A 26,438-nucleotide genomic window follows, 5' to 3' on the forward strand; every position below is an offset into this window, starting at 1 on the left:
TCCGTCTGCTTTCGGGTTTATTTCAAAGGCATGGACTTGTCCCGGTGAGATAAACAACAGGCTACCCCGAGAAAATTCATATGGCTTGAAATCAATGTAATGCCTGCCCTCTCCCTTTGTAATGTACAACGCAACATAGAATGCTAAACGATGGGGCTCTTCTATGGAATGGGAAAGTTGTTCGTTCCTTGAAAAAAGATGTTTAAGGGGGAATACCTCAAACTCCAACTTGTCTTTTTTTGATTTATGAAAGGGAATTTGGGGGATATTATCCATACTCACCATCCAATACGGCCCTTACTGTTTTTTGCCAAATCAGCTTTGCTCTAAAGGAACTATCAGAGACCAGGATATTCTGCACGAAATTTTGAACCAGAGTCTTGTTGGCGTCGGTCAACTCACTATCTTAGGGGAAAGAGCTCAAACTCGATTTTGTACTTTTTATTTATGGAAGAAAACTCGGGGAATATCGTCCATTATTCTTCAATCCGGGCTACCACCCTAAAGCGGCGTCCCCTTATTATAAAAGGGATAGCAAATGTTGCGGCTTATGGTGATGGCCTTCATTATTTTTCCAGTTCTTACCATCTCATGCCGGTCTCAATTCCCGGAATTATAGATAAATTGTTCACTTTGATGGATGAAACTTCAAATTGCTGAAAAGACGATTAACATTTATGCCTCATTATTTTTTTTCATATCAATATACCAATCCTCATCACCATATAGCTTATCTGAGCATTCTGTGCATATGCCATGGGTGAATGACGCATTAGAATGTTTTTGAATATATGCTTCAAGAATGTTCCAGTATCCTTTATCGTCTCTAATTTTTTTACATTGCGAACAAATTGGGAGTATCCCTTTTAATACTTTGATTTCGGCCAGAGCATTTTTCAATTCGTTCATCAACCGCTGTCGTTCAATTGCATACCGAAGGGTCCGCACAATAGCCGATGCGGAAGGTTCTCCCTTATTCAGATAGTCCTGGGCACCTTGCTGTACCGCTTCAACTGCAATATTGTGATCTTTATTGCCCGTCATGATCACTATTGGTGTAAGTGGAAATTGTTTATGAAAATCCAAGAATGTATCCAGGCCGAAACTATCAGGAATGTTAAGATCAAGAATCGCTATATCAATGGTCTGTTTTTTTGCCGTTTCAATGGCTTTATCGAGCCGGTCTGCATTTAAAATTGTGCTCTTTATCTCCTTAGATGATTCAATGGCTTCTTGTAATAGAAAAAGATCATCTGGATTATCTTCAAGGATTAAAATGTTAATATTTGTTTTCATAGGCACTAATTCCTTCGGGGCAACTTGACCAGTTGGAGCCAGAACCCCTCAATCTGTTTGATAATTTTTGTAAATTGAAGAAAATCAACCGGTTTTGAAATGTAACAGTTGGCGTGCATTTTATATACTTTACTGATATCTTCTTCATTCTGGGAAGTTGTCAATACCACAACCGGCAAATCCGTCAGGTACGGGTCTTCTCGTATCTCCTTTAACACTTCACGTCCGTCCATCTTCGGTAAATTTAAATCAAGAAGGACAAGATCCGGCCTGGATTTTCCTTCATATTCACCCTGGCAACGCAGGAATTTCATGGCTTCAACACCGTCTGGGACCACATGGACATCCATCCGTACCTTTGAATCTTCCAAAGCCTCCAATGTCAATTCCACATCATCTTCATTGTCCTCGACCAGAAGCACTTGAGCAGTTTGTATATTGTCAATAGTTGTCATTTTTTAATCCTTTCTTTTGGAAGTGTGAAAAAAAAAGTTGATCCATGATCTTTTTCAGATTCAACCCATATGTAACCGCCATGACGTTCAACAATTTTTTTGCACAGGGTAAGTCCTACACCCGTTCCGGAATATTCCTGGCGGCTGTGCAGCCGTTGAAACACAACAAAAATTCTTTCATAAAATTTCGACTCAATGCCAATGCCATTATCTTTTATAAAAAAACAGTAATCATTTTCCTGCTCTTTGCAACCGATTGAAATGGCAGGTTCTGAACGCTCATTATACTTCAGTGCATTGGATATCAGATTTTGAAATAGGGTGTGGATCTGAGTTGCATCTGCCTCTAAATTCGGCAACCTGTCAGCAGTGATTATTCCCGCTTTTTCTTGAATCTGCTTCTCAAGGCGGTTCAGCACCATGGTAACGACGTCATTCAAATCCATTGATTCAAAGGGATTGTCCTTGGTATTGATCCTCGACAGAGCGAGCAAATCCTGTATCAGAGACTGCATCCTGTGTCCGGCATTGACCGAACGTTTGATATACTGCCGGCCTTTCTCATCCAGCTGACCTGTATACCTGGATTCAAGAAGCTGCAAAAAACCAACAATGGCCCTTAACGGTTCCTGAAGATCATGGGACGCGACATAGGCAAACTGAGCCAACTCATCATTAGATCGTTCCAATTCTCTGGTACGCTCCCTGACCATTTTCTCAGTTTGGGCATATGCATTCTGATATTTATTTTCACTGTCTTTTAAAGATTTGAAAAGAACTTGATAAGGACGCGTTAAGCCGGAGTGGACCAATGCTATATACAGCAGGTAAAATGAAATAATTTTAAAGTAATGGCCAAGTAGATTGGAAAAATCGTAAACGCTGACATAAAAAGTAAATGCCAGTTCTGCACAGATCGTCATCGCAATGGAAAGCGCAAGTAATCGGAAAACCAACGGATCAAGCATACCTTTTTTCATATAGAGTAGCCTATAGGCTGAACCGAGAAGCATGCATATGGCATATTCACTGAAGATTTTAAACCGGGTGAGACCGACTCCTTCCATATAGCAGTCCGGAAACACCTGCCAGAAAAAAATTGTCCCCAATAGCAGCATCGTTGCCCCTGTCCAGCATCCAAAAAGTAAAACCGGCTGGATTTTTCTTCTGAAAAGCAGAGGGAGCATTAAAAAAGAGACGCTTTCCATGTAGCGGGCCAGTATCCAAAGCTGGGTGGGAAGGTTTGCCCCCCAATGGGTGCTAAACACCCCCATTCCTTTATATGCCAACGTATGCAGCAGATCGACGATTCCTATAAAAAAATAGGCAATGCCAACAAACACGAGGGAATCGGCATCCGTAATATACCGTGTGTTCCACACCAGAAAAAAGAGAGCCCAGGCAACCGCAATTGAAAACAATTCAGCAAAACTATGAAACAGTAAGAAATTGTAACGACTTATAATGACAAGACCTACCAGTCCAACGATTCCGATAACTGCCGGAAAAATCCATGTCGATTGTTCAGTCGGATGCTGATATGGAAGCTTGTGGTTTTGGCGCATCTATTTTTCTCCTTGAGGCAGGGTAAAATAAAATATTGAGCCTTTTCCGGACTCTGATTCAACCCAGATGTTTCCACGATGCCGTTCAACAATTTTTTTGCACAATGCCAAGCCAATTCCGCTACCAGAATAATCTTTTCTTGGGTGGAGGCGTTGAAATATCATAAAAATCTTATCACGGAACTCTTTTGAAATGCCAATGCCGTTGTCCTTGACAAAAAAGCGGCATTCATGACCTTTATCCTCATAGCCGATTTCAATTGTCGGTTTTAAAGCCTCATTGTATTTCAAGGCGTTGACAATGAGATTCTGGAATAGACCCTGAATTTGACTTTTGTCAACCATCAGAGTTGGTAATCTCGAATAGGTGACGACACCGTTTTCCTCTGTGATTGTTGATTGCATATGTTCCAGGACTTCTTCTAATACTTTTGTAAGATCCGTTGGTTCAAATGATGTATTGAGTGTGTTCACCCTTGATACTTTTAACAAATCGCTGATTAGACTCTGCATTCGGTGACCGGCTTTTACGACCCGTTCAATATAATGCCTCCCTTTTTCATCCAGTTGATTTTTGTATTTTGACTGGAGCAGTTGTAAAAATCCGATGACTGCCCGCAGCGGCTCCTGGAGATCATGTGATGCCACGTAGGCAAACTGCTCAAGTTCGGCATTTGATTTTTCCAGGTCAGCAAGTGTTTCTTCCAAAATTATTTCAGCTTGCTTGCGCTTTGAGATATCACGGATAACACTGACAATGCCCAAAGGATTTCCTGCTTCATCCTTAAGCATGGATACCGTGTGTTCGCTTTGGAAAATCTCTCCATTTTTTCTTTTGGCTCTGAATTCAAATTCTGCAGATTTCCCCTGACCAAAGGCATCCTCTATTTTTTTGCCGAATTCAACAAAATGATCCTGATCCACATGCAGGATACTTGTGGATTGATCATGGATCTCTTTTTCCGTATATCCGAATATTTTTTTTGTGGCCTTGTTTACACTGATCAATTCCCTTTGGGGAGAAACGACCAAAACAGCTTCTTCAAGAGCATTATAGATACTTCTCATCCAGAGTTCAGATGCTTTTAATGATGCCTCCATATCCCGTCTCTGGGTGCAGTCCCTGCCCACAGCATAGGTGACACCCTGATTCGGCATTGGATGAAATGTCCATTCAAGCCATTTAACAGAACCATCCTTGCAGACGTAACGGTTTGAAAAGTTGATAACTTTTTTCCCTTGTTGTAATTGTTCATGGATCACCTTTTCGGTTTTTTCCCTGTCGTCCGGATGGACAAAATTCATATAAGGTCTTTGGAGCAATTCTTCCTGGGTGTATCCGAGTATCTGTTCGGCTGCGGGATTAATCAGTCGGAAATATCCATTGATATCCGCAATACAGAAAAGATCTGATATCAATGTAAAAAATTTTTCAAATCGCTCTTCTGCCTGCTTTAGCTCTGTTAAATCAATGAATGTTGCCAGAAAATATTCCTGGAATGTGGAACCCGAAATAATGATATCTCTAAGATCGCCATTTTTGCATGTGACCCGGTATTCTACGGATTGGATATCGGTATTCTCTTTTTGTGCTTTTTCAACAGCGGTTTCCCAGGTCTTTATGACCCACTTTCTGTATTTCGGATCAGGGTAGGCCAATACCCACCACTCTTCAAGTGTTGGAACATCAGATTTGGTATACCCGAAAACTTCAGTAAATTTGAGATTAAAATCAAGAATGACCCCTTTATTATTAACATAGCACAACGGGATGGCTGCAACATCGAAAAGTGTTCTGAACTTGTTTTCACTGTCATGCAGGGTTTTTTCCGTCTGTTTTCGCTCACGAATCTCTTCCTGAAGATAGTTAGTTTTACTTGCCACTTCCCTTCGCAGGTACCAGATTCCCATAGCCGCTGCCAGGAATAATAACGGAACGAGTATGAAAAAAAGATATTTCAGTATTTGTTTCCAACTGACTCGTGGTTGGGGCAGGATCGGGCCGAACCATTTATCGTACAATTCATTGTAACTGCCGTTGGCAATAACGATAGCTAGGCCCTCATTCAAAAGTGATAGTAGCTCCTTGTCGCCTTCATGTACGGCAAAACAGAACTTCTGCTCATATCCGGATAACGGTCTGGAACCTGGTCTGATATTGGTTTCCTGATGTGAATGAATGCTGACGACATTGGTAATCTTCAGTTTGTTCAGCAGCTGAAAGCCGACCAGTTGCAGCATGAGCACAGCATCATGTTTGCCCGATGAGAGCAGCTGCATCGCCTGCTCATAATTGTCCGTTAAAATCAATTTGTCGGTTAATTGGTTTTGAACTGCATATTCATGGGCATTGTCCCCTTGCATTACCAGCACTTCTTTTCCTTTTAAATCACTAACTCTGAATATGGAATTGTCTCCTTTTCGGACAAAAACAGTGCCGTGCAGCCGCATGAAAGGTGCCGTAAAATCCAGCAGTTTATTTCGTTCTTCAGAGTATGCCACAAGAGGCAGGACATCCAGTTCCCCGTCAATCAACTGCTGCTTGATTTTATGCCATGGACCAACCTTAAAATTAATTTTCCTGCCCATTGTTGTAACAACTGCTTTTAACAAGTCAACAGAAAAACCGTCTGCAGAACCATTGTCAAGCACCAGTGCAAAGGGAGGGTAATCCAATTCACTTGCAGACTTAATAATTGGATCAGATAGACTCAATGGGATATTGTTATCTGCATAAGACGAGGATTGATAAATACTGATAAAAAATATCGCCAAAATAAGAATAGGGGTTGAATACGATTTAGACATATTACCTCGCACAAAATTTACAAAAGAAATTATGCTATTCATTATTTTCAAAATTTTAACGATTCAAAGGGGTGTGTTTGAGCGTAGAAAGTTTAGGAATGCAGATGAAATGTTCAATACATTCCTTTACCATATCAAGATCCAGGAATTCAACAAGAATTGTCAAAATATCAGTATGTTATTCCAGATCAACACGTGTAGATTTATCCGTTCATTTGTTATCTTTATAAGCCTGCTTCTTGAATGGCTTTCCAAAGATTTCGTCTCCTGTGGTGCTTTTGCTTCCACCGGCTTAGAATTGTTTGATATTCTTTGGGATTAACTTCCCGAAGAGCGGCTAACCACATGGCATGTGAATCATAATTTGATTTATGGGCATGTACAGGATCCGGTAAAAAATCAAGCAGATGTTTTACCCAAAACTCTTCTAATAAAGGCGCAAGGGCAACTCCATTTACCTTTTTAAGTCCTTTCAATATGGAAGGATTTTGTGGGTCTCCTTCCCGGGGATGATATATGGCCTTAAATAGTGAAGGGTATTTTTTCCTTAAATCGGAAAGTTCAGCAAGAGCAAAGGTCAGTGTAAACAGATTTGTTTTTTGGTCAATTAACTCTTTTGGGTTATCAGACAATGTTTTCAACCATTCCTTGATTTTTTTAAAAAACCAGGATGAATCTTTGTCTTTATCAAGGGTTGCGTCCATCAACCATTTAATCCAGGGGTTTTTTGATTGGTAACTTGCCCTGTGAGCACAACATTCTTTCCATTCTTCGATCAATCCAGACACCGCTGACGTGTCAATTATTTCAATGACGCTGACAACCTTATCCCACTCATAAGTGGTTTCGTAGGTTACAATCTGGAATTTAAGAGCATTGACCCTTGATGGCATATTGATTTTATCTGCAATGTCCATCCAGTTTTTCATCAACTCAATGATGCTACGATTTGGTGAACTATAAAAATATTTTCGATCAGAAATTAAAAGCGATTTTTCCGGATTCCACAGGTTTTTCTCTTCTCTGTCAAGAAAGCTGTTAATCGTTTGCCTGGATAGTTCTTCGGCTTCTGCAAGCCTGTCATTTTTCAAACTATCCTCAATTAGCGGGATTCCGTATTCCCAGTTTTCATGAAACATGTTACGGCAGGTCTCAAGATAAGAGGTCTGATCAAATTGACTTGAAAAAGTATGATACACCTGATGCCATATGCAATACTTATCGTTCAGGCGTTTTTTCCAGACAGGGGTATCTTTATTTTCATTTATGTAATCATAAATTTCTTTTTGATCATCTTCAGAAAGGGCATCAATGCAATTAAAATACCCCTGGTTATCCATGCTGATAATCTTTAAATTATCTTCGGTTTCAATTAAACTGTTTAAAAAAGTCTCCACTGAATCAGCATTAAGCCATGCCCATTTAACCATACATTCAGTTGCAGATACACTAAAGTAGGCGTCGGAGTATTCTGCCCCCATCCATTCCGGATACTCCATAATACCTGATTCAACCTCTTGCAGAGCTACTTGAAAGAGCTCTGGCTCATCCTCCTGCATTTGACTGATTCTATCTAAATAAGGTAACATTTTTACAGCTATCTTTTCCAGGTCTTCAGCAAAATCGTTGCTGCCAAAATACGGTGTTTCCCAATGATTGTCTTGACATACATATTCCCCATCTTCATCCCCTAATTTTGAGACACATCTATTCCAGGATCTCCATAATTCATCCCATTCCTGGATAAATTTATTATCTGACACAACTTTGGTTGTTTTGTCAGAGAAGAGTAATTGAGAGGCGATCTCTTCAATATTCTCATTGTTCAGGTCTGAAAGTACCTGTTTTATATGTTTTTTGTCCATTGAAGATAAAAGACCATCCAGAAGCCGGGCCATCTCATCTATTGTCAGCGCTTCAATAAGTTGTTTCCCAAAGGTTTTTTTTGTCATATCTAATCTCTTGTGTGGTTTTGTATTAGAAAATCTCCATAACATGCTGATATACAACGACTTGCATGCTTCGTTGTGATGCGACAGCAAACATGGGGGGTTATAAGAAAGTTCCCGATTTTTAAGGGCTTTCATACTTCGTTGTGACAAATTGCTTTGCCATGGCCCTTATATATTGAAAATCGACACCTATGATCTTGTAAGCCTTGTCAACACTGTCTGAATCAGGATTCCCAAGATTAACAAGATAAGGCAAGATTATCTATCCTGAGCATCCTATCCATCCTGGTTATCCTGGTTCAGACAACTGCAATAACTTCGGAAAAAGCAATAAGATGTCTATTTTGAGTATATAGTACTCCAGATAATAAAATTCATTAATTTAATACTATAGGAATTACCTTTTTTAGGGAACAAAAAAAGCCCACCTACATAGCGCTAAATTCAAACACGTGACATGGAAAAGATCAATATGAAAAATAGGAAAAAAATACAGTAAAAATCGGCATCCTTCATATCATACAGAAAGTACTTTACACTTTCCAGAACAGTATCCCCGAAAAACGGGCATTCTTTTCGGGAAAGTGTAAACTGGGAAATGAAAGAGGTAGAAGCCGAAAGGATTATATCAAAAAATTATTCACAGCTTGGTCTTATTGCAAAAAAATGTGAACTACTGGACTCTTCATGGAAAAACGTGTTATCCGCATCATGGGTAGAAAGAGTGTTATGACTCCTGGTAATGATTCCTTTCAAAATGAACTAATTTCTCTAAGTGGAGGAATTCCGCCGGATTTCGGCAGATCAGGTTCAGTGATTGAAGTAACAAAAGACGAGTGGATCAAATTTAATCCCCAGGTTATTTACGGCTGCGGCAATGATATTGATGAGATGAAAAGTGATCTGGGGCTTGCAGTCCTTATTGTAATTCACGATCTGAACCTTGCCTGTGAGTACTCGGATAATATAGTATTTGTCAATGTCGGAACAGGTACCCTCCATTCCTTTGGAATACCGGAATGCACAGTGACAAAAAAGGCCATTGAAGATGTGTATGTAACCCGTGTTATTGTGAAAAAGCATCCAGAGAGCGGACGCCCTTTTGTGTTTATTTCACGATCATAATTATATTGTGTTACCTTATATAAACGTATATGGCGGAAGGATAATAAAATGAATATAATAAAAAAAAGAGAGGATATACCCGTTGTTGTTACAGCTTTTGGAACAACTGCCAAAGCCTTTAAAACATATGAAAAAATGGATGCCATATTTAAAAGGGAATTGCCGGAACAGCCTGTTTTCTGGGCATATTCATCAAGGATGGTGAAACATGCCATGAAACGAAACAGCAATATTGATATCAAGGATCCGGCTGAAGTTTTGTTGATGCTAAAGGAAAAGGGCTATTCATGGGCTGTACTGCAATCCCTGCATCTCATTGGTGGTCATGAGCTCCACAGGCTTGCTTCAGAAGGAAACAGGGTGGATATCCGACTTTCACTTGGGCTTCCTCTTCTCTCTTCACCTGAAGATTACATGGAAACAGCCCGTGCAATGGAATCAATTTTCTGTGGAATAAATCCAGCTACTCATACTTCCGGAGCATCTGCAAAGCCCAAAGCACGAAGCGCTGTGGTTCTTGTGGGACATGGAACAGACCATCCCACATGGACATCATATTTTGCTCTTGAGGCAATAATGAGAGATGTTTATTCTACAGACAGTATATTTACAGGAGTTGTAGAAGGTTTTCCGGAGATGGAAGTTACAGTACAAAGGGTAAAACAGGCAGGTTTTTCAAAGGTGTTGCTTGTTCCTTTTATGCTTGTTGCTGGAGTCCATTTTCAGGAAGACCTGACAGGGGATGAAGATTCATGGCAGGCAGCATTTGAAAAGCAAGGGATTGAGGTTTCAGCCATAGGTGACGGCCTTGGAATGCTTGATGGTATCAGTACTATCTTTGTCAGGCATATTAAGGATGCACTGGATGTGATTCCTTTGTAATGGTAGGTTCTGATACAGACAGTGATCTTGTTCCCTTTGGATTTTTTTGAGTGTCAAAACAAGTGTTTCCAGAGTACGATTTTATCATCCCACTGCATCACCAATAAGTTTGCATAAGCCTCATCCACAAAACACGCTGAAACGATACGTCATTGACGATATAGTGGACAAATTAAAAAGTGAGGAATTGATATGAAAGACATGATGGAATACAAAGGATATTATGGCTCTGTTCATTACAGCAATGATGACGAGGTCTTTCACGGTAAATTAGAGTTCATTTCTGCTTTGGTTAATTATGAAGGTGATGATGTAAAAGGTCTTAAAAGCGCATTCGAGGAAGCAGTTGATGACTATTTATATTTTTGTGAGGAAGAGGGGGGCACAGAAAAGCCATTCAAGGGTAGCTGATATTTAAAACTGCCATGGCAGACCCCTCTGCCACAATGAAGCATGAAAGTCCTTAAAAAACCTTGAACTACAGGGACTTTCTTATAACCAACATGGCGGTTCACCGTCACAATGGAAGTGTTGAAAGTCTATATAAAAACAGCCATTTGCGGGGACTTTCATATAACGTACATGGCGGATAGCCGCCACAATCGAAGAGATGAAAGTCGTTTTAAAAACAGCCACTTACTGAGACTTTCATATAAACGTACATGGCGGATAGCCGCCACAATCGAAGAGATGAAAGTCGTTTTAAAAACAGCCACTTACTGAGACTTTCATATAAAAGCTTATAGAAACCTTGATTCGTTTGTTTTCATATAATCTATTAAAATTATTGGCATCTTTCATATCTCCATCAAAATAGTTTACACTTTGTGCCCGGGATTTTTAGCTTTTGTGGCGCTTTTCCAGAAGGCAAAACCAAAAACAAAGAAGATGGCAGATAATCCCAAAAATGCCTTTTCCAAATATGAGACATTGGAACTTTCAGAGGTTTTTTTTATGTCTTTTTTATATTTTAAAGTGTCAGTGATGGGTACGTTAAGTTCAAGCCTATGCCCCATTTCATCCTTTACTGTTACTTTGTAGCTGCCTTGAACATCTGGATAGAAGCAGAATCGGCCATTTCTGTCTGTCCATCCTGATGAGAATGGCAACTTCGAATCTGGAGCCATAATTTCGGTTTCAGCGTAACTCATAGGTTCTCCATCACTGAATAGAGCTGTGATAACAACTCCGCCGGCATCAATATTGCCTGTTACCCCGTGGGCAATAGTTAAAGATGGAAAAAGACAGCAGAGAATCAACAGGACAAAGATATTTACTTTCAAAATATTTCCTCATGTTTTTACCCACCCCTCTCCAATCACTTGGAGGGGGATAGGGTGAAGTCTTGACGAATACAATATTATTTACCGTGAAAATGACTATCATTTTTATGTTTGGGGGTGATTGATACGCAATCATGTCCGTTTAATTTTTAAAAGTCATCGTTGCTTTAAAAGCGTATTCATCTGCCTCATCTTGATTTTCATATGGATAGGAATGATCTGCTTTTACAAGCCACACACCTTTCTCAACAAGCTGTATTTTTGCTATCCCATCCTTATCAGTTTTTGTGGTATATGCAAATGTATCTGCCATGTCTGAAAATCCGCTGTATGTTGCGAAGACCATTCCTCTCCAGGGTTTTCCATCCAAAGTTACCTTGACAGGCAACATTTCACCTTTATCAACTTGTGAAGGGTTAATCATGGGAATGATTTGAAATCTATCTTTTATATCTTTTTCGGTGAGTTCTTTTTGGTCATTGCTGACATTGACAAAGGCTTTAGAAACTGTTTCGCTCCATCTGGAATGTATAACATTTTCTAGTTTGTTTTTTGGTAAGTATTTGTATCCTTTGGTTGTTTTAGTTGAAAAATTTTTTTGGGTCAGGACAACCGTATGAATTCCTGCTTTGGAAAATTTGATCTTTATGGGTTTATTTCCTTTTTCCTCTTCTGGTATAACATCAATGGCACTCTTTATTCCGTCAGGGTCAATGATCTCAAGTTTTGTATTGTCGTATGCCTCCCGTCTCATTGCACCATCTCCTGGGAATTTATGACCCCATCCAATGAAAATTGTAGTTTCTTCACCTGGCATGGGATTATAATTTTCCATTGTAATTGAAGCATAATGTGCAAAAACCGGACTTGACAATATTGCACACAACAAAATTATGAATAGCACTATACATTTTTTTTTCTTCATTGCTTTCTCCTTAATTTGGCAGATCAATGCCAGGATGTTTTTCTGATTTCTTTTGTTAAAGAACACCAGCATAATAAATACTTAAATACACAGGCTTATTGACTTATTTGCTCTTCAGTCCACCTTAAAGATGGAAATTTGAATACATTTTTCGGCATGCTTCATTTCTCGGTTTACACTTTTCGGAGAGAAAAGTCTGTGTGGCGGGAATATCTCAAAAAAAGTGTAAAGTACTTTTGGAGTCATATGAAGGATGCTCATTTTTCATGGTAAATTAGTTAACCATATATAAATACGGCGTTTAAAATAAAAAAAGCCAGGAGTCCTGAAAGTAATCTTTCATATCAGGCCTTCCTGGCTTTATTGTATTTTTATGCAGCTATATTGAAAACAATGCAATTTCAATTGCAATTTTGGAAGCAACTTTTAGCGCAAGAGTTGAATCTTTGTCAAGAATAAATTCATCATGGTATTCAAATAGTGATATTTTTTGTCTCTATTTTATATGCAGTGAGTCATCCATATAGGACTTTTTCCTGAAGAGTGCAGCGTTGGCTTATCATAAAATTTTTTTTATCATTCCCTTGACAAACAAAATTCGATCGAATAGAAGATGCAAATATTTTTCATCAAGAAGATGAAGAGAGTATGGATGCAGTATAATGTTACGATGTATAAATAGAATGTGTTGCAGTAATGTGTTAATAAATGTGAATTGATTTATTAACGAAAGTTATAATTAAAAAGCCACGAAGGCAATAAATCGGAAATCCCGATTGTGTCTTTGTGGCTTTTTTTGTTTTTGGAATAAATATCATGCATGACACACGAAGTTTGGATGTACATGAAAATCAATTTTTATCTGAACATGATATTTTGCACGATACATGATGTTTTTATTTGTAATTTATATGAAAGTCTCCGTAACAGCCTGTTTTAAAAACGACTTTCATCCCTTCGATTGTGGCGGTAATCCGCATACGCATCAAGCTAAGGTTTTCAAAGCCTTATCAGACGGGTTTTTCTAATTTTTGTTGTTAAGATGTTTGATTTTATATTTATAATAAAAACAAAGTCTTATATTCTTAGCTTGATGCGTATGCGGTAATCCGCCATGTACGTTATTAGCAATTAATAGTCAATATCTAAAATGTAAGGAGATTTTTGTGAAAAAAATTTATTTTTATGGAATAATTTGTTTCTTTTTTTTGTGTCTGCCTGCAATTGGTGACGATAAGGCGAGTGGCACAGGTGCTCTAACTCTTGAAGAAATCGTTGTTACTGGAACTAAGAGTCAACACACTCTGGAAGATACCCCGGTTACAACATATCTGGTTACCAAGGAGGAAATCGAGAAATCAAATGCAAAAACTGCAGGAGATGCCCTGAAATGGATTCCTGGTGTGTATATCAAATCAAACGGCTTTGCACGGCAGTCAGTCAACATAAACGGCCTGCCCAATGAATATACCCTTGTGCTGATTGATGGAATACGGCAGACTGGAAGACATGCAAATGCAGTTGATCTTGCAAATATCCCGTCAGACATGATTGAGAGAATAGAGGTTATCAAAGGTCCTTCTGCCCTTCTCTATGGCAGTGATGCAGTTGCAGGAGTAGTTAATGTGATAACCAGAAAGGTTCCGGAAAAAAGGTATGTTGCAGGTAAAGGCTCCTACGGGACAGGAGATGCAGTGGAGACTCAGTTCAATTTTGGTGAAACCCTTGGCAAATTCTCTTATACCCTTGGTGCAGGGCATCAGAGTAGCAACCATATGGGTGACGGATATGAATATGATGCCGACAATGCTGTTGGGAATTTTCAATACCAGATTAATCAGGATAACAGTCTCTCTCTTAACCTTAATATTTATAATGAAAACAGCGATTATCTTGATGATACAAAATTCAATGGTACCATTGGGATAGATACAAAATTTAGTGAAACCTCAAATCTTAAATTAAATATTTCAGAGCATTTTGCTACCCGTAGGGACATTCGTCCAAACCAGTCTCCAAGGGATTGGGATTATGATAATCGTCAGGCATTGCTCCAATACAATCAGATGTTCGGTGATATTCAACTCGTTACCATTGGTGCTGAATACCGCCAAAACAATCTTGAATCAACAGAGGTTGGAGATCAGGACGAAAATATTGTCAGTAGTTTTTTGCAGGATGAGATTGAGCTTTTCAACTCCTCACTGGTTCTTGTTATTGGGGGGAGAATTGACCATCACGATCAGTGGGGTACCGAGTTTAACCCCAAGGGAAGTCTTTTATACATGATTAATCCGGAGACCAAAGTGCGGTTGAACGCAGGGCGTGCTTTTCTTGCTCCTCAGCTTGATGATCTTTACAAACTTCATCCCCACCATCATGTATCATACTGGATAGTGGGAAATCCTGATATTGAACCTGAAACATCTGTGGGATACAGCATTGATCTCGAGCATGTGTGGGCAAATTCTCTGCTTGGACGTATCTCATTTTTCAGGAACGATATTGATAATATGATTAGTTCAAGGGAAATAGGCACATATGAAACTGGAGAGAGTATTATGCAGTCATATAATATTGATGAAGCATGTGCTCAGGGATTTGAGCTGGAGGCTCAGTATGCACCCATAAAATCGTTGTTTATGTCTGCTGCTTATACCTATTCTGAAACAGAAGATAAGGCAGTTAAAAAGCAGATCAGGAATATGCCCAAGCATACAGGAAAATTACGTTTGAGGTATGATAATGAATCCTATGGATACACTGTTTCTTCTGAGCTGGAGTATATTGGCAAGATGTACACAGACAAAGCACTCACAACAGAGTCAGACGATTTTTTTCTGTTGAACTTTAAAGTAACAAAGACGTTATCTGATCATATCAACATGTTTGCAGGGGTGGATAATGTTTTTGATGAAGTCACAGCACCGGAAACTTCAAGGTACTTTGATATGGGTGTCTCATACACAGGCGGAGTAAGTTTCAGGTTTTAGTCAGCAAAATGAAAAAATTTAATTTTCTTGACTTCACTTGTGGTGTCAAGTAATAGATAATCTTTAATTTTGCGGCTGAAGCCGTTTTTTGTAACCCGAAGCATTTGGGTTCTGAAAGGACAGATTTAAAGATATTTCAAGGCAGAGCCTTGTGACTGTTCAAGTTTATTTGCCGAAGAATCGCTAAAGAACAAAAGAATAATCGGTAAAGAGCAAAAAAGATAAAACAAAAGGCCATGAAGGTCCGTAGCCCTGATGGGGGTTGGATTTTCATGGCCTTTTTTATTTTAAAAGTATAGGTGTTTCCATTTTATTGCCTGTAAAAGCAATAAGTTATGGAAAAGTATGCCATAAGGGCACTATTTTAAATCTCAGAGGGGAAAAAAGTGATTGGTAGATATTTTTTGATGTTCATTTTGGTGCCTTTTTTCATCACCTGTGCCTATGCGGGCGATACAACTGCGGAAATTGCTGAATCATCGGTTACAAAGTCCATTGAGACCCGTCAGGCAACACAGCAGGAGATAGATAAATGGGAAGAGGAAAAACTGCAACTTCAAGCCGAGTATGACAATCTTATGCAGGAGAATGAGCTTCTTGCTGCAACCCAAAAGGTGCTTTCCTTGGAAGTTGCCCAGCGTCGGGAGAATGTTGAATCATTGAAGGTGCAACAAAATGAAAATGAAGAGATCGAAAGGGAGCTTCTTCCTTTTCTTGAATCATTATATGCAGAATTGAATGAATTTGTGCTTCAGGATACGCTGTTTCTCAGGGAAGAGCGAAGAGGGCGCATGGCAGGGCTTGCCCGTGTTATGGAACAGATTGATTTGACCATTGCGGAAAAATACAGAAAGTTGATGGAGGCGCTTTTTATTGAAGCAGAATATGGCAATACCATAGAAGTTACCCGTGAAAAGATTGACATTGGCGGAAATGGCGAAGAGATTGTGGCCGATATTTTTCGGCTTGGACGCATATCTCTTTTTGCCCTGACCCTGGACAGAAATGAGGCTGCCTCCTTTAATGTGGCACAACATAAATGGCTTCCGCTGAATCCCATACATATTCCGGCAATTCAATCGGCAGTGGAGATTGCTCAAAAACAGCGTAGTGTCGAGATACTTGCCATGCCCCTGGGTTCTCTTAAGGTTCAGTGAAAAAGGAATATTTGCACATGCGACCAATGCCTGAAAGATCAGTGTCTATTCATTTTATATTGTCTGTTTATATTATGCTGTTTGCTATGTTGATTAATATGTTTTTCTTTCTGCCGTCGGTCTTTGCCGGAGACATGAGAGGAACCCACCTTGCCCTTGAGGAACAAAAAAGCCGTCTTAGGGCAAAAGCCATTGAGGAGCTTGAAAAAGCACGAGAAGAGGCGAGATTGAAAGCTGAAGAGATCCGCAATGACCGCAATGCATTGAAAAATGCTGTTGAAAAACTCAAGCAGGAGAACGAAGAGCTTGCACATAATAATCAGGAGATGGAAAAAGAGATTACAATATTAAAGGAAGAAGAGACAGCATTATCCCAATCTCTTGAAGAGAGCATTGCCGTCAACAGGGAACTTGCAGGATTGCTAAGAAGCAATGCAAAGGATCTTGAAAACATTCTTGTTCAGAGCCTGCAAAGCGCCTTGAGTGTAGATATAAATCGCCATGATTTTCTCAAACCCATGATTGACCAGGAAAAATTTCCGTCAATGGCTGATATCCGTAAAATGGCATCCATTCTTTTTGACGAAATAAGTGCATCCGGCGAGGTTAGGCTTGATAGGGGAATGATCGTGGATCGCCAGGGTGTTGAAAGGGTCGCTGATCTTCTTATCATTGGTAACTTTACGGCAATATACTCCATTGACATGGATAAAGGCTCTCAAAACAGTACAGAGATAGATAAAGCCTCTCAAAACAGTAAAGAAAATAACTCTGGTCGGGAAACCGGTTTTTTGCTTTACTCAGATCAGAGCCAGCGTCTCTTTGCCCTTTCAAAACTACCTGAAAAAAATATTGTCAGGAATCTTGTGGCCTACATGAAGGGAGAGCAGGACGATGTCTATATGGATATATCAAAGGGTGCAGCCATAAGGCAGCTTACCCATCAGTTAAGCCTCAGAGAGCAGATTCCAAAGGGCGGTCCCATTGTGTGGCCAATAGTTGCTATCCTTGGGATTGCACTTGTTATTTTGGTGGAGAGAATCATCTTCTTTTTAAGAAAACAGATAAATGCTGACAAATTCATGAAACGCCTTGAACCTCTTGTAAGGGCAAATCGTTGGGATGATTGCAGACGCCTTCTTGAATCTTCCAGAAAACGATTGATACCCAAGGTGTTGTTGACAGCAATGGATTTCAGGGATCAGGATCGCGCTGATATGGAGAATGCCCTTCAGGAGGCAATTCTCAACGAGATCCCAAGAATTGAACGATTTCTTTCAACCCTTGGAATGCTTGCTGCCATTGCACCGCTTTTAGGTCTTCTTGGCACTGTAACCGGTATGATCAATACATTTCATGCCATAACATCCTGTGGTACCGGAGATCCCAGAATGATGTCAGGCGGTATTTCAGAAGCGCTGGTTACAACCATGCTGGGACTTTCAGTTGCAATTCCTGTTATGCTTGTTCATACCATTTTAAGCCGTCATGTTGAGACGGAAATCGGGAAAATTGAGGAAAAGTCTGTCTCTTTTGTGAATATGATATTCAAAAATAAAAATAGTTTTGTTGTACATGGAAAGAAAAAACAGGATGGACAGGATGTGTGAAGATGGCGCTTTTTGAATCCATAAATTTTTTTTGTAGTACATACTGGTTTAATATTACCTCTTACCTTGGTTCCGGTGGAGTGGTCATGATTCCCATTTTATCTCTCTCTTTTGTGATGTGGGTATTGATCTTCAATCGTGTAGTTGTGATGCGGCGTCTGTTTATAAAGAATATCCCCCGCCGTGAAGCAGGTGAGCTTGTGAGGCAGAACCGTATGCCTGATGAAAAATATAAGGGCGCAAACTCTCTTCTTGTTCGTGAATTTCTGTCAAGAAGAAGTGGAGAGCCTGCACTTGATGCATTTATTCTTGATGAGATAGTGGTAAGACTTATAGGGGAGATGGACAAATATCTTGCCATTATTGCTGTTCTTTCAGGTGTTGCACCACTTCTTGGGCTTCTTGGCACTGTGGTGGGTATGATGACCACATTTGAGGTCATTACCATATTTGGCACAGGTAATGCCAGGGCAATGGCCGGAGGAATTTCCGTTGCCCTTATTACCACCCAGACAGGGCTTCTTGTCTCCATTCCGGGACTCTACATGAGTGGATTTCTGACAAGAAGGGCAACAAATCTGAAGCACCGGATTGCAGCAACAGGCTTTTATTTGAAACGATTCCTTGAATAACAAAAAAAATGGAAAAATAAAAAATGCTTAATATTACAGCAGCCCGAAGATCCGGTAAAAAAAATCTGGAACTCAACATTGCACCATTGATTGATATGGTCTTTATCCTGCTGATCTTTTTTCTTGTTACCACAAGTTTTGTCAAGGAGACAGGGGTGGATATATCAAGGCCGGCAGCAACAACCGCAATACCCAAAAACGGTAGCACCATACTGATCGGTGTCACAAAGAACAATACCATTCATATTGATCGACATGAAATTGACATACGTGCTGTCAGGGCAAATGTGGAACGTGCCCTTGCAGAAAATCCAGATTCTTCTGTTGTGATTGTGGCAGACAGAGAGAGTACCACCGGCCTTGTAATCAGTGTGATGGACTACTGCAAACTGGCAGGTGCTGAAATAGTCTCTATTGCAGCAAGTATTAACAATTAAAATGGGGTGATCATGACTTTTGTCAATTTTAACACAGACTCAGACTCTGTAGTTGTCCTTTCAAATGTCGATTCCACTGCCCTTTCACATGTCGATTCCACTGCCCTTTCACATGTCGATTCGACTGCCCTTTCAAATGTTGATTCAACTGCCCTTTCAAATGTTGATTCAACTGCCCTTTCAAATGTTGATTCAACTGATCTTTCACATGTTGATTCAACTGATCTTTCACATGTTGATTCAACAGCTCTTGCATATGTTGATTCAGCTGCCTGCCATACTTTCTCACCCAAGGGAGGGATGCAGAGCAATTATTCAGTTTCTGCTACTTACGCTATCTGGATTCTATCAATTATTTTTGCTGCCCTGCTCAATATTACATTGTTCGGACTTATGCCGGAATTGATAAAACAGATGCCCGGGAAAAAGGAGTTGTCCGACTCTTTTTCCAGTGATATTTTTCAGGTTGTCAGGATAAAGCAATCGGAGTACCTCCCTGAGAAAAAAGAGATTAAGAGAGTGGAACCAGAAGTGGTTAAACCCCGAAAGTTACCTCCGGAAAAAGTTAAAAAGCCCGAGCCACCAAGGACAATAAAGGTAAAACAGAGGCTTCCCTTTGAACTCAACCCCTCACTTCCTTCATTTTCCAACTCCCTTGCCATGCCTCCTCTTGAGCATTTCAGTATGGATATGGATGCACCTGTTGTTGTGGAACCTCAATCACTGCCGGAACCCGATTTTGTACCGTCTCAATCGTTGCCTTCTCTGGAAATTCCTCCCCTTAAAAGTCAGTATGGCATGGGTGAACTTGATGCTCCATTGACGCCTCTTGTAAAAACTCCTCCGGTTTATCCCATGCGGGCCATGCGCAGGGGAATTGAGGGGGCAGTCAGGATAAGATTCAAGGTTGACACACAGGGCAGGGTAAATGAACCCGAGATAGTAGAGGCAAACCCGGCAAAGATATTTGATGCAAGTGTACTTAAATGTGTCATGCAGTGGAGATTCAAACCTGGAACTGTTCAGGGGGTGGCAGTTAATACTCTTGTGGAGACAACCATCAGGTTTCAACTGGAAAAATAGTTGTTTCAACTGGAAAAATAGTTGCTTTAACTGGATAAATAGTTGTTTTGACTGGATAAATAGTTGTTTTGACTGGGAAAATAGTTATCTTAACTGGAAAAGAGATTATGTGCATAATTAAGGCCTCACAAAAATATTTTATATCATTACAAAAGGATTATGTCTCTCCTAAGTCTCTTATGATAGTGATATGGATATTGTGTTTAAATATTTATCAATCATTCCCCCTGGAAGTTATCGATTTTGAAATGGGTTCTCTTGTGTATGAAGCATATGCTGAGGAAGAGAAACTACCATATGCAGCCGGAGTATGCGTTAATGAAGCCGGAAAAATGATTAAGGCAGGCAGGATATCAGAAGCCATTGAGCTTCTTGAGTCCTTTAGCTCAAAGGCGAAAGATGTTTCCGGTGAAAAAGCCATACAGAAAGGTTATTCCCATTACTACATTGATTATATGCTGGGAAATGCTCTGATGATGCTTGAAGAGAATAGTTCATCTAAATCAGGTTCAGGGCACGGCGAAAACAAGACGTTAAAAAAAAGTTCAGGTCAAGCCTATAAAAAAAATTCAAAAGATGATTTTACACCATTTTTAAAAAAAGCATCACAATATTATAATAACGCAGTTAAAAAAAGGGCTGACCTTGCTCCCGCATGGCTGAACCTTGCCCGTTGTCAATATACCCTTGGTGATATGGAAAATGCAGGCAAAGCTTTTATAAAGGGGTATGAGGCAAGCGCAAAGGCAGATAGGAAAGCCATGCATCTCTATTATGGTGCAATCTGTTTTTTTCAGTGTGGAGACAGCAAAAACCAGAAAAAGGCTTCCGAAGTGTTCGGAAAGCTTTTAAGCAGACATCCCAGCGATATAACGCTGGAATGGATTGAAAGTTATGTCAGCATACTGTTTGCTACAGGTGAAAAGAAAAAAGCGATTAAATACCTTGAAACCCTTGCACAAAAAACATCCGGAAAAAGACAGAGACAGTGGCAGGAGATGCTTTTGTACCAATACCTGGAGCATAAAATGGAAAAGCGTTCTCTTGCATATGCAAAAACTCTTACCCGTGACAATCCTGTGGAACCAATGTGGTGGAGAACTCTATTACATATCTATCTTGACCGCAATGACTATAAACAAGCCCTTAATGCCTTGATAATATATGGATTCCTTGCCCCTTTGACAAATGAGGAACAAGATTTGATGGAGAATCTCTATCTTAGTCTTGGGATTCCTTTTGATTCTCGCGGATAGATTATTCACTGGGAATTTTTCAACATTGAATCTGCTTAAATGATCAAAGTTAACACCTATGATCTCTTGTAAGCCTTGTCAACACTGTCTGAATCAGGATTCCCAAGATTAACAAAGATAAGGAAGGGTTATCTATCCTGAGCATCCTATCCATCCTGGTTATCCTGGTTCAGACAACTTCAATAACTTCTGAAAAAGCAATAAGATGTCGATTTTGAGCAAATGGCCATTAACAGATGCTAAACTTCGGCTTGCTTAATTCTTAACAGTTCTGGTGCTTCTTCTTGTATCCTTTCTTTCTTTTTCAATAACTTCACAACATGTAATCCCACTAAACCTCGAGCTTGTAACTCTTCAGCATTTTCAACCCCAAGGTCAGCAAAAAATATTACTTGCACTACTTTTAAAAATTCAATAGGGATATAGTTCATAATATTTATATTAAAGGCGCAATGTGATATTTTAACTTGAATAATTGGCATCTTTCATTTGCCAGTTTACATTTGCCTGAACACAATTCCGGTTTTTCTGGTGGCCTGTTCCGAAAAGTGTAAAGTACTTACTGCATGATATGAAGGATTCCAAATAATTATTATTTTTTAATTTTAACGGAGGCAATTTATGAAGACTTTTACCGTAAAAAATCCCCCTCATCATTTTCATAATCGGGGGTGGCGCCGTAGAGATAAGGCATTCTTTGTCTCTACGGGCATGAAAGTTTATAAAGTGTCTATTGAAAATTATGTATTGTATACGGAGTCAATGTTATGAGTTTCAATATCAGAAGCCTTTTTTTTAAAATTTCTACAATTTCACTTCTTGGCATCATCGGGGTTATAATTCTTGCGATGATAAATTTTAAGGTTGCTTCAACCACAGGCAAAACTGCCCAATATAGTCAATCTGGCAATGAAATTATGCAAAATGTATTGCAGATCTTTTTACTTGAAGAAAAATTTATCAATAATAGTGATGAAGCAGTTGCCCAAGAAATTATGTCAAAACTGGATGGTTTGGAGCAATTGCTTGATAAATCTCAAAATATTGACAAGTCAAATAGTATCAATAAGATTCTGCTGGAGATAAGAGCTCTTACTGACGCTCATAAATCTGTTTTAAAAGATCTGATTTATGAAGTTCTGACATTAACAGAGTTGTCAATTGATATATGCAAGCATTTTGATATTAGCACAGATGTTTTAATGATGATTATCAATAAGTTAAATGATGACGAGGCAGAGCTTGCTTTAACAGTAGATGAGTTACCTCAGATCAAAGCATCACTCAGGGATCAGACAAGCCAGTTTTTAGGTATTTTCCAAAGTGTAGTTGTTGCCCTAAAAACACTGTTTCTTAATAATGATGGAGAACAGTTTATACAAAAAAGAGATGCCCTTATTGAGATACTCAATGAGAAACGAGTCAATACCAAAGCACAGATAAGTGTTGTAAATGAAAAGATATATACAGATTGGTGGTCGCAAATTGAGAAAGAGCTTGATGAGATTACCCCGCTTTTAAATAATATTTATGATCATTGGCAGAAACGTGAAGAGCAGAAAAGAGAGCTTTTTAAAAACAGCATGTTGATACAAGAAAAGGAAAATTTTCTTCTCAAATCCACTACAGATTCAATGACAAGCCAACTTTCATCTACAATGACAAACTCAACTGTTTCCATGATAGCTGTAATAGTTCTATTACTCATATCTGGTTCTCTCATTGCATTGAGTATTATGCGTCCTGTAAGGCAGACAGTGGAGATGATAAAAGATATAGCCCAGGGTGAAGGAGATCTTACAAAGCGACTTTCAATCAGGACAAAAGATGAAATTGGAGAGCTTTCAGGATGGTTCAATACCTTTTTGGATAACTTACAATCAATTATTAAAGTTATTGCACAAAACGCCCTGTATGTAGATCAATCATCAGGTAAGATATTTGGTGTTGCATCTAACCTTGCATCAAATGCAGAATCAACATCTGCAATGGCAAATACCGTTGCTTCAGCATCTGAAGAGATGAGTGTAAATATGCAGACTATCTCGGCGTCAATGTCTCAGACAGCTAATAACACTGCTGTAATATCATCTGCTGTTGAGAAAATGACTGAGACAATTATCCTGATATCAAAAAATTCAGAACATGCAATTGACATCTCTAAAGATGCAGTACAGCAGTCATCACAAGCCTCAAGTAAGATTAATGAGCTGGGTGATGCCGCTAATTCAATAAATATGGTGGTTGAAACCATTACAAATATTTCTGAACAGACAAATCTTTTGGCATTAAACGCAACGATTGAAGCGGCAAGAGCTGGAGAATCCGGTAAAGGATTTGCAGTTGTTGCAAATGAGATTAAAGCACTTGCAAATCAAACTTCTGAAGCAACATTGGAGATTCAGCAGAAAATAAGCGGAGTGCAATCAATAACCATGGAGACCATTGCAGAAATTGAATCCATTGTTGATATTATAAAAAGTATTAATGAGATTATATCTACAATTAGCCAAACAATTGAAGAACAATCCATTACAACAAAAGAGATATCCAGCAACATTATCCAGACTTCACAAGGAATCCAGCATGTAAATGAAAATATTGCTCAAGGTACGGTGGTGATTCGCGACATTACAAAGGATATTTCCTTAGTAAATGAAGCATCTGGTCAAATCTCGCAAAATAGCAACACTGTTGAAGCCAATGCACAAGAGCTGAAAGATCTTGCAGCAAGGCTTAATGAGGTTATTGATGGATTTAAATTTTAGTGGGTAGTGTATTCAAAGTGTCAGAAAGGCAGTCTTGACAGTAAGCTCATTTGCCCAACGGTAATCTCGGTTACGAAATACCATGAAGTAGTGCTCTTCAACAAATCTGCAAAGATCTTCCATATCTCCTTTCTGATAGACTTTTTTGGCAGCATCCTTTCCTTTGTCCCGTTCAACAGGTTCCGGCAGAAGCATTTCGTTAATTCTGTCAACATAGAGCCTTTTTGTAAGAGGGTTGGGCAGCTTCAAAACCTGGTCACCATTTTAAAAGGCTGGACTTTATTTGTTAAATAAACGATCATGGCTGATGCTCAGCCACCCCCGTCCATGGAAATTGTATTCATTTCCACGGTAAAATATGAAATCATATAGATTTTTATGTATCATAATGCGCTTGTTTTAATGGTATAGGAATTCTCATTTTTATCCTGCAAAAGCAGACGGTTATGGAAAGATCTACCCAATGTGCCCTAAGTTCTTTTAAACGAACATTATTCAGCAAGCATTCAAGGAGGCATGTAGAAAAAATGAACCGGATGAAAATTGAGCAACAAGGAAATACGAAAATAGCTTTTATAATTATCATTTTGTTTTGTATATATTATAATGTGTGTGGCGCTGCAGAAATTCTTTATGATGATTTTTCAGATGTTAATTTTAGCAACAATGGACAGTGGTGGATAGAGGAATATGGAAATAAATTTGACTCATGGAATACTGAGATTGTCAATGGCAGACTTCGCATTTCAGCAACAGGTGATTCTGATGCTTCATATCTGAGATTAAGAGTTCCATATGAAATCAAACTTAAAAAATCCATGCGGGCCAAGATACGATTGATCTCAGCAGATTCAAGGGCCGGTATCAGGCTATGTGGATATTTGTTAAACATAAGACACTCACCAGAGAATCTTTATAACAGCGATGGGAACGTTTGGGTTGGCGTATATGTTGAGAATACGAATGGAAATTTTTATAGAGTTGCTATGGTTGCTGAAATAAACAACGCAAATGGGTTCGCAGAAAAAGAATTAATTCCCTGGCAAACTGTAGTCAATAACTTACAGCTAAACACTGACTATGAAGTGAGTGTCAGTTTTGATGACACGACCCGAACAATCACTCTTGGGTGTAATGGAATATTAAGGGAATATACATTTGATGAGTCTTATGATATTTATCCTCTAAGTAGCTGTCAGGCGACAGGGCTTAGACTTGATGCCTACGTCAGAGATAATAATGAGCCAAAAACTTTGATAGCTGAGATAGACGATGTCTGGGTAAGTGACTATCACGATCCGGTTTTAGAGCAATGTCCAGAAGAAAATGAAAGTACAAATGAGCCTTTAGTTTTTTCAATCGCAGCCAGTGAAATTAGCGATTATGCTCCATTTGAAATTTCTTTTTCCTGTGCAATCTCTTCGGGAACCGCACCATATGAATATGAGTGGGATTTCGGAGATGGCAGCGTTCAAGAAGGAGATCAGGAAACTTCTCACCTATATGATACTCCAGGTGTATATGTAGTCTCCTGTACTGTGACGGACAGCACCGGACAGAGAGATACAGAGTCCGTTAGCATTGAAGTTCAGGGTGCGCAATCCTCTTCTGTAAAGGGCAAGATTGTCTCCACAGCAGGAAACGAACCGATTGCCAACGCCACAATCAAGCTATTTTCAGGGGGTGAAGTTGTTGCTGAAGGCCTGACTTCTTCAAGTGGTTATTTTGATTTTGACTCTTTATCTACCGGAGTATATTCGGCAGAGGTATCAGCTCCAAATTATGCAACAACAACTGTTGCCCCATTTAATCTTGTTGCAGGTGCAAGTCCGTTCTTGAATGTGGAGATTTCAGCCAATGCTCCGGAGATAAGGGAACCTGTGACGGTAACTCCGTCACTCATAGTAGCCGGAGCAGGGGAGAAAGTAACCTTTCTTGTTAGTGTATATGACCCTGATGGCGCAGGTGATATTGAAAGCGTTGTTCTTAAGCACGATCTTCTCAACAGCATATTTGGGTCAGATGGTGTTGAAATGAGCCTTGTTGAAACGGCTTTTAGTGAGAACCCCTATATTGCAAACTATCAGTTTAAGACATCTCTTTTTTCCGGTTTGTCTCCCCAGAATTATATTGTTGATGTTGTGGCTCGGGACATTTCTGGGTTTCGGCTTTTGATACTATCCAATTCAGTGTAATACAGAAACGAAGGGT

The 26,438-nt window shown here is 39.4% G+C and carries 24 protein-coding genes; 13 read left to right on the forward strand and 11 right to left on the reverse strand.

Annotated features, from left to right (window positions below):
• From MTBBW1_RS20860 to MTBBW1_RS30075, 7 genes are all read right to left on the reverse strand, one after another.
• Nucleotides 1-276, reverse strand: a 276-nt coding sequence (locus MTBBW1_RS20860; RefSeq protein ID WP_222424131.1) for a cupin domain-containing protein, incomplete at its 3' end; no start/stop codon positions are given.
• A 399-nt stretch (nucleotides 277-675) separates the two neighbouring features.
• The gene (locus MTBBW1_RS20870) at nucleotides 676-1,296 is read right to left on the reverse strand and encodes a response regulator (RefSeq protein WP_080806773.1); all 621 of its coding nucleotides are present in this window, start codon (nucleotides 1,294-1,296) and stop codon (nucleotides 676-678) included.
• Between the two features lie 5 nt (nucleotides 1,297-1,301).
• On the reverse strand, nucleotides 1,302-1,751 hold the full coding sequence (locus MTBBW1_RS20875; RefSeq protein ID WP_080806775.1) for a response regulator: 450 nt from the start codon (nucleotides 1,749-1,751) through the stop codon (nucleotides 1,302-1,304).
• Complete coding sequence (locus MTBBW1_RS20880; protein ID WP_080806777.1) at nucleotides 1,748-3,316, reverse strand: MASE3 domain-containing protein; 1,569 nt, start codon at nucleotides 3,314-3,316, stop codon at nucleotides 1,748-1,750. The genes MTBBW1_RS20875 and MTBBW1_RS20880 overlap by 4 nt, the downstream gene beginning before the upstream one ends.
• Entirely contained in the window at nucleotides 3,317-6,124 is a 2,808-nt protein-coding gene (locus MTBBW1_RS20885; protein ID WP_186441583.1) for a PAS domain S-box protein, read from the reverse strand. It abuts the gene before it with no gap.
• Nucleotides 6,125-6,348: 224 nt separating this feature from the next.
• The gene (locus MTBBW1_RS20890; protein ID WP_080806781.1) at nucleotides 6,349-8,076 is read right to left on the reverse strand and encodes a hypothetical protein; all 1,728 of its coding nucleotides are present in this window, start codon (nucleotides 8,074-8,076) and stop codon (nucleotides 6,349-6,351) included.
• A 121-nt stretch (nucleotides 8,077-8,197) separates the two neighbouring features.
• Nucleotides 8,198-8,332 carry a hypothetical protein gene (locus MTBBW1_RS30075; protein WP_281255666.1) on the reverse strand — a complete coding sequence of 45 codons (135 nt, stop codon included), beginning with the start codon at nucleotides 8,330-8,332 and terminating at the stop codon, nucleotides 8,198-8,200.
• Nucleotides 8,333-8,763: 431 nt separating this feature from the next.
• On the opposite strand from MTBBW1_RS30075, the gene MTBBW1_RS28625 reads away from it, so the two are divergent.
• The 4 genes from MTBBW1_RS28625 to MTBBW1_RS27950 all read left to right on the forward strand — a co-directional run bounded on the left by MTBBW1_RS28625 (nucleotide 8,764) and on the right by MTBBW1_RS27950 (nucleotide 10,806).
• Nucleotides 8,764-9,201, forward strand: coding sequence for a hypothetical protein (locus tag MTBBW1_RS28625; protein WP_080806783.1), 438 nt, complete (start codon nucleotides 8,764-8,766; stop codon nucleotides 9,199-9,201).
• Nucleotides 9,202-9,249: 48 nt separating this feature from the next.
• Complete coding sequence (locus MTBBW1_RS20900; protein ID WP_080806785.1) at nucleotides 9,250-10,083, forward strand: sirohydrochlorin cobaltochelatase; 834 nt, start codon at nucleotides 9,250-9,252, stop codon at nucleotides 10,081-10,083.
• A gap of 192 nt (nucleotides 10,084-10,275) precedes the next feature.
• Nucleotides 10,276-10,494, forward strand: coding sequence for a type II toxin-antitoxin system HicB family antitoxin (locus tag MTBBW1_RS20905; RefSeq protein WP_080806788.1), 219 nt, complete (start codon nucleotides 10,276-10,278; stop codon nucleotides 10,492-10,494).
• A 111-nt stretch (nucleotides 10,495-10,605) separates the two neighbouring features.
• A complete protein-coding gene (locus MTBBW1_RS27950; protein WP_139786842.1) occupies nucleotides 10,606-10,806 on the forward strand; it encodes a hypothetical protein in 201 nt (66 codons plus the stop codon).
• 95 nt (nucleotides 10,807-10,901) lie between these two features.
• On the opposite strand, the gene MTBBW1_RS20910 is transcribed toward MTBBW1_RS27950, so the two are convergent.
• Nucleotides 10,902-11,366, reverse strand: coding sequence for a hypothetical protein (locus MTBBW1_RS20910; RefSeq protein WP_080806790.1), 465 nt, complete (start codon nucleotides 11,364-11,366; stop codon nucleotides 10,902-10,904).
• Between the two features lie 142 nt (nucleotides 11,367-11,508).
• On the reverse strand, nucleotides 11,509-12,291 hold the full coding sequence (locus MTBBW1_RS20915; protein WP_186441585.1) for a DUF4198 domain-containing protein: 783 nt from the start codon (nucleotides 12,289-12,291) through the stop codon (nucleotides 11,509-11,511).
• A gap of 1,166 nt (nucleotides 12,292-13,457) precedes the next feature.
• Between MTBBW1_RS20915 and MTBBW1_RS20920 the strand changes: the two genes are divergently transcribed.
• From MTBBW1_RS20920 to MTBBW1_RS20950, 7 genes are all read left to right on the forward strand, one after another.
• Entirely contained in the window at nucleotides 13,458-15,284 is a 1,827-nt protein-coding gene (locus MTBBW1_RS20920; protein ID WP_080806792.1) for a TonB-dependent receptor plug domain-containing protein, read from the forward strand.
• 386 nt (nucleotides 15,285-15,670) lie between these two features.
• A complete protein-coding gene (locus MTBBW1_RS20925) occupies nucleotides 15,671-16,441 on the forward strand; it encodes a DUF3450 domain-containing protein (protein WP_139786843.1) in 771 nt (256 codons plus the stop codon).
• A 134-nt stretch (nucleotides 16,442-16,575) separates the two neighbouring features.
• A complete protein-coding gene (locus MTBBW1_RS20930) occupies nucleotides 16,576-18,051 on the forward strand; it encodes a MotA/TolQ/ExbB proton channel family protein (protein ID WP_245809503.1) in 1,476 nt (491 codons plus the stop codon).
• 2 nt (nucleotides 18,052-18,053) lie between these two features.
• Nucleotides 18,054-18,683 carry a MotA/TolQ/ExbB proton channel family protein gene (locus MTBBW1_RS20935; protein WP_080806797.1) on the forward strand — a complete coding sequence of 210 codons (630 nt, stop codon included), beginning with the start codon at nucleotides 18,054-18,056 and terminating at the stop codon, nucleotides 18,681-18,683.
• Nucleotides 18,684-18,706: 23 nt separating this feature from the next.
• Complete coding sequence (locus tag MTBBW1_RS20940; protein ID WP_080806799.1) at nucleotides 18,707-19,120, forward strand: ExbD/TolR family protein; 414 nt, start codon at nucleotides 18,707-18,709, stop codon at nucleotides 19,118-19,120.
• Nucleotides 19,121-19,132: 12 nt separating this feature from the next.
• Complete coding sequence (locus tag MTBBW1_RS20945; RefSeq protein WP_080806801.1) at nucleotides 19,133-20,203, forward strand: energy transducer TonB; 1,071 nt, start codon at nucleotides 19,133-19,135, stop codon at nucleotides 20,201-20,203.
• A 248-nt stretch (nucleotides 20,204-20,451) separates the two neighbouring features.
• A complete protein-coding gene (locus tag MTBBW1_RS20950; protein WP_186441587.1) occupies nucleotides 20,452-21,459 on the forward strand; it encodes a tetratricopeptide repeat protein in 1,008 nt (335 codons plus the stop codon).
• 239 nt (nucleotides 21,460-21,698) lie between these two features.
• On the opposite strand, the gene MTBBW1_RS20955 is transcribed toward MTBBW1_RS20950, so the two are convergent.
• On the reverse strand, nucleotides 21,699-21,941 hold the full coding sequence (locus tag MTBBW1_RS20955; protein ID WP_080806804.1) for a helix-turn-helix domain-containing protein: 243 nt from the start codon (nucleotides 21,939-21,941) through the stop codon (nucleotides 21,699-21,701).
• 285 nt (nucleotides 21,942-22,226) lie between these two features.
• Here MTBBW1_RS20955 and MTBBW1_RS20960 point away from each other — a divergent pair, with 285 nt between their 5' ends.
• On the forward strand, nucleotides 22,227-24,227 hold the full coding sequence (locus tag MTBBW1_RS20960; protein WP_080806807.1) for a methyl-accepting chemotaxis protein: 2,001 nt from the start codon (nucleotides 22,227-22,229) through the stop codon (nucleotides 24,225-24,227).
• Nucleotides 24,228-24,239: 12 nt separating this feature from the next.
• On the opposite strand, the gene MTBBW1_RS20965 is transcribed toward MTBBW1_RS20960, so the two are convergent.
• On the reverse strand, nucleotides 24,240-24,476 hold the full coding sequence (locus tag MTBBW1_RS20965) for a hypothetical protein (RefSeq protein WP_080806809.1): 237 nt from the start codon (nucleotides 24,474-24,476) through the stop codon (nucleotides 24,240-24,242).
• A gap of 278 nt (nucleotides 24,477-24,754) precedes the next feature.
• Between MTBBW1_RS20965 and MTBBW1_RS20970 the strand changes: the two genes are divergently transcribed.
• Nucleotides 24,755-26,422, forward strand: coding sequence for a PKD domain-containing protein (locus MTBBW1_RS20970; RefSeq protein ID WP_186441589.1), 1,668 nt, complete (start codon nucleotides 24,755-24,757; stop codon nucleotides 26,420-26,422).
• Nucleotides 26,423-26,438 lie beyond the last annotated feature (16 nt).

The organism is Desulfamplus magnetovallimortis (assembly GCF_900170035.1).
Classification (GTDB): Bacteria; Desulfobacterota; Desulfobacteria; order Desulfobacterales; family Desulfobacteraceae; genus Desulfamplus; species Desulfamplus magnetovallimortis.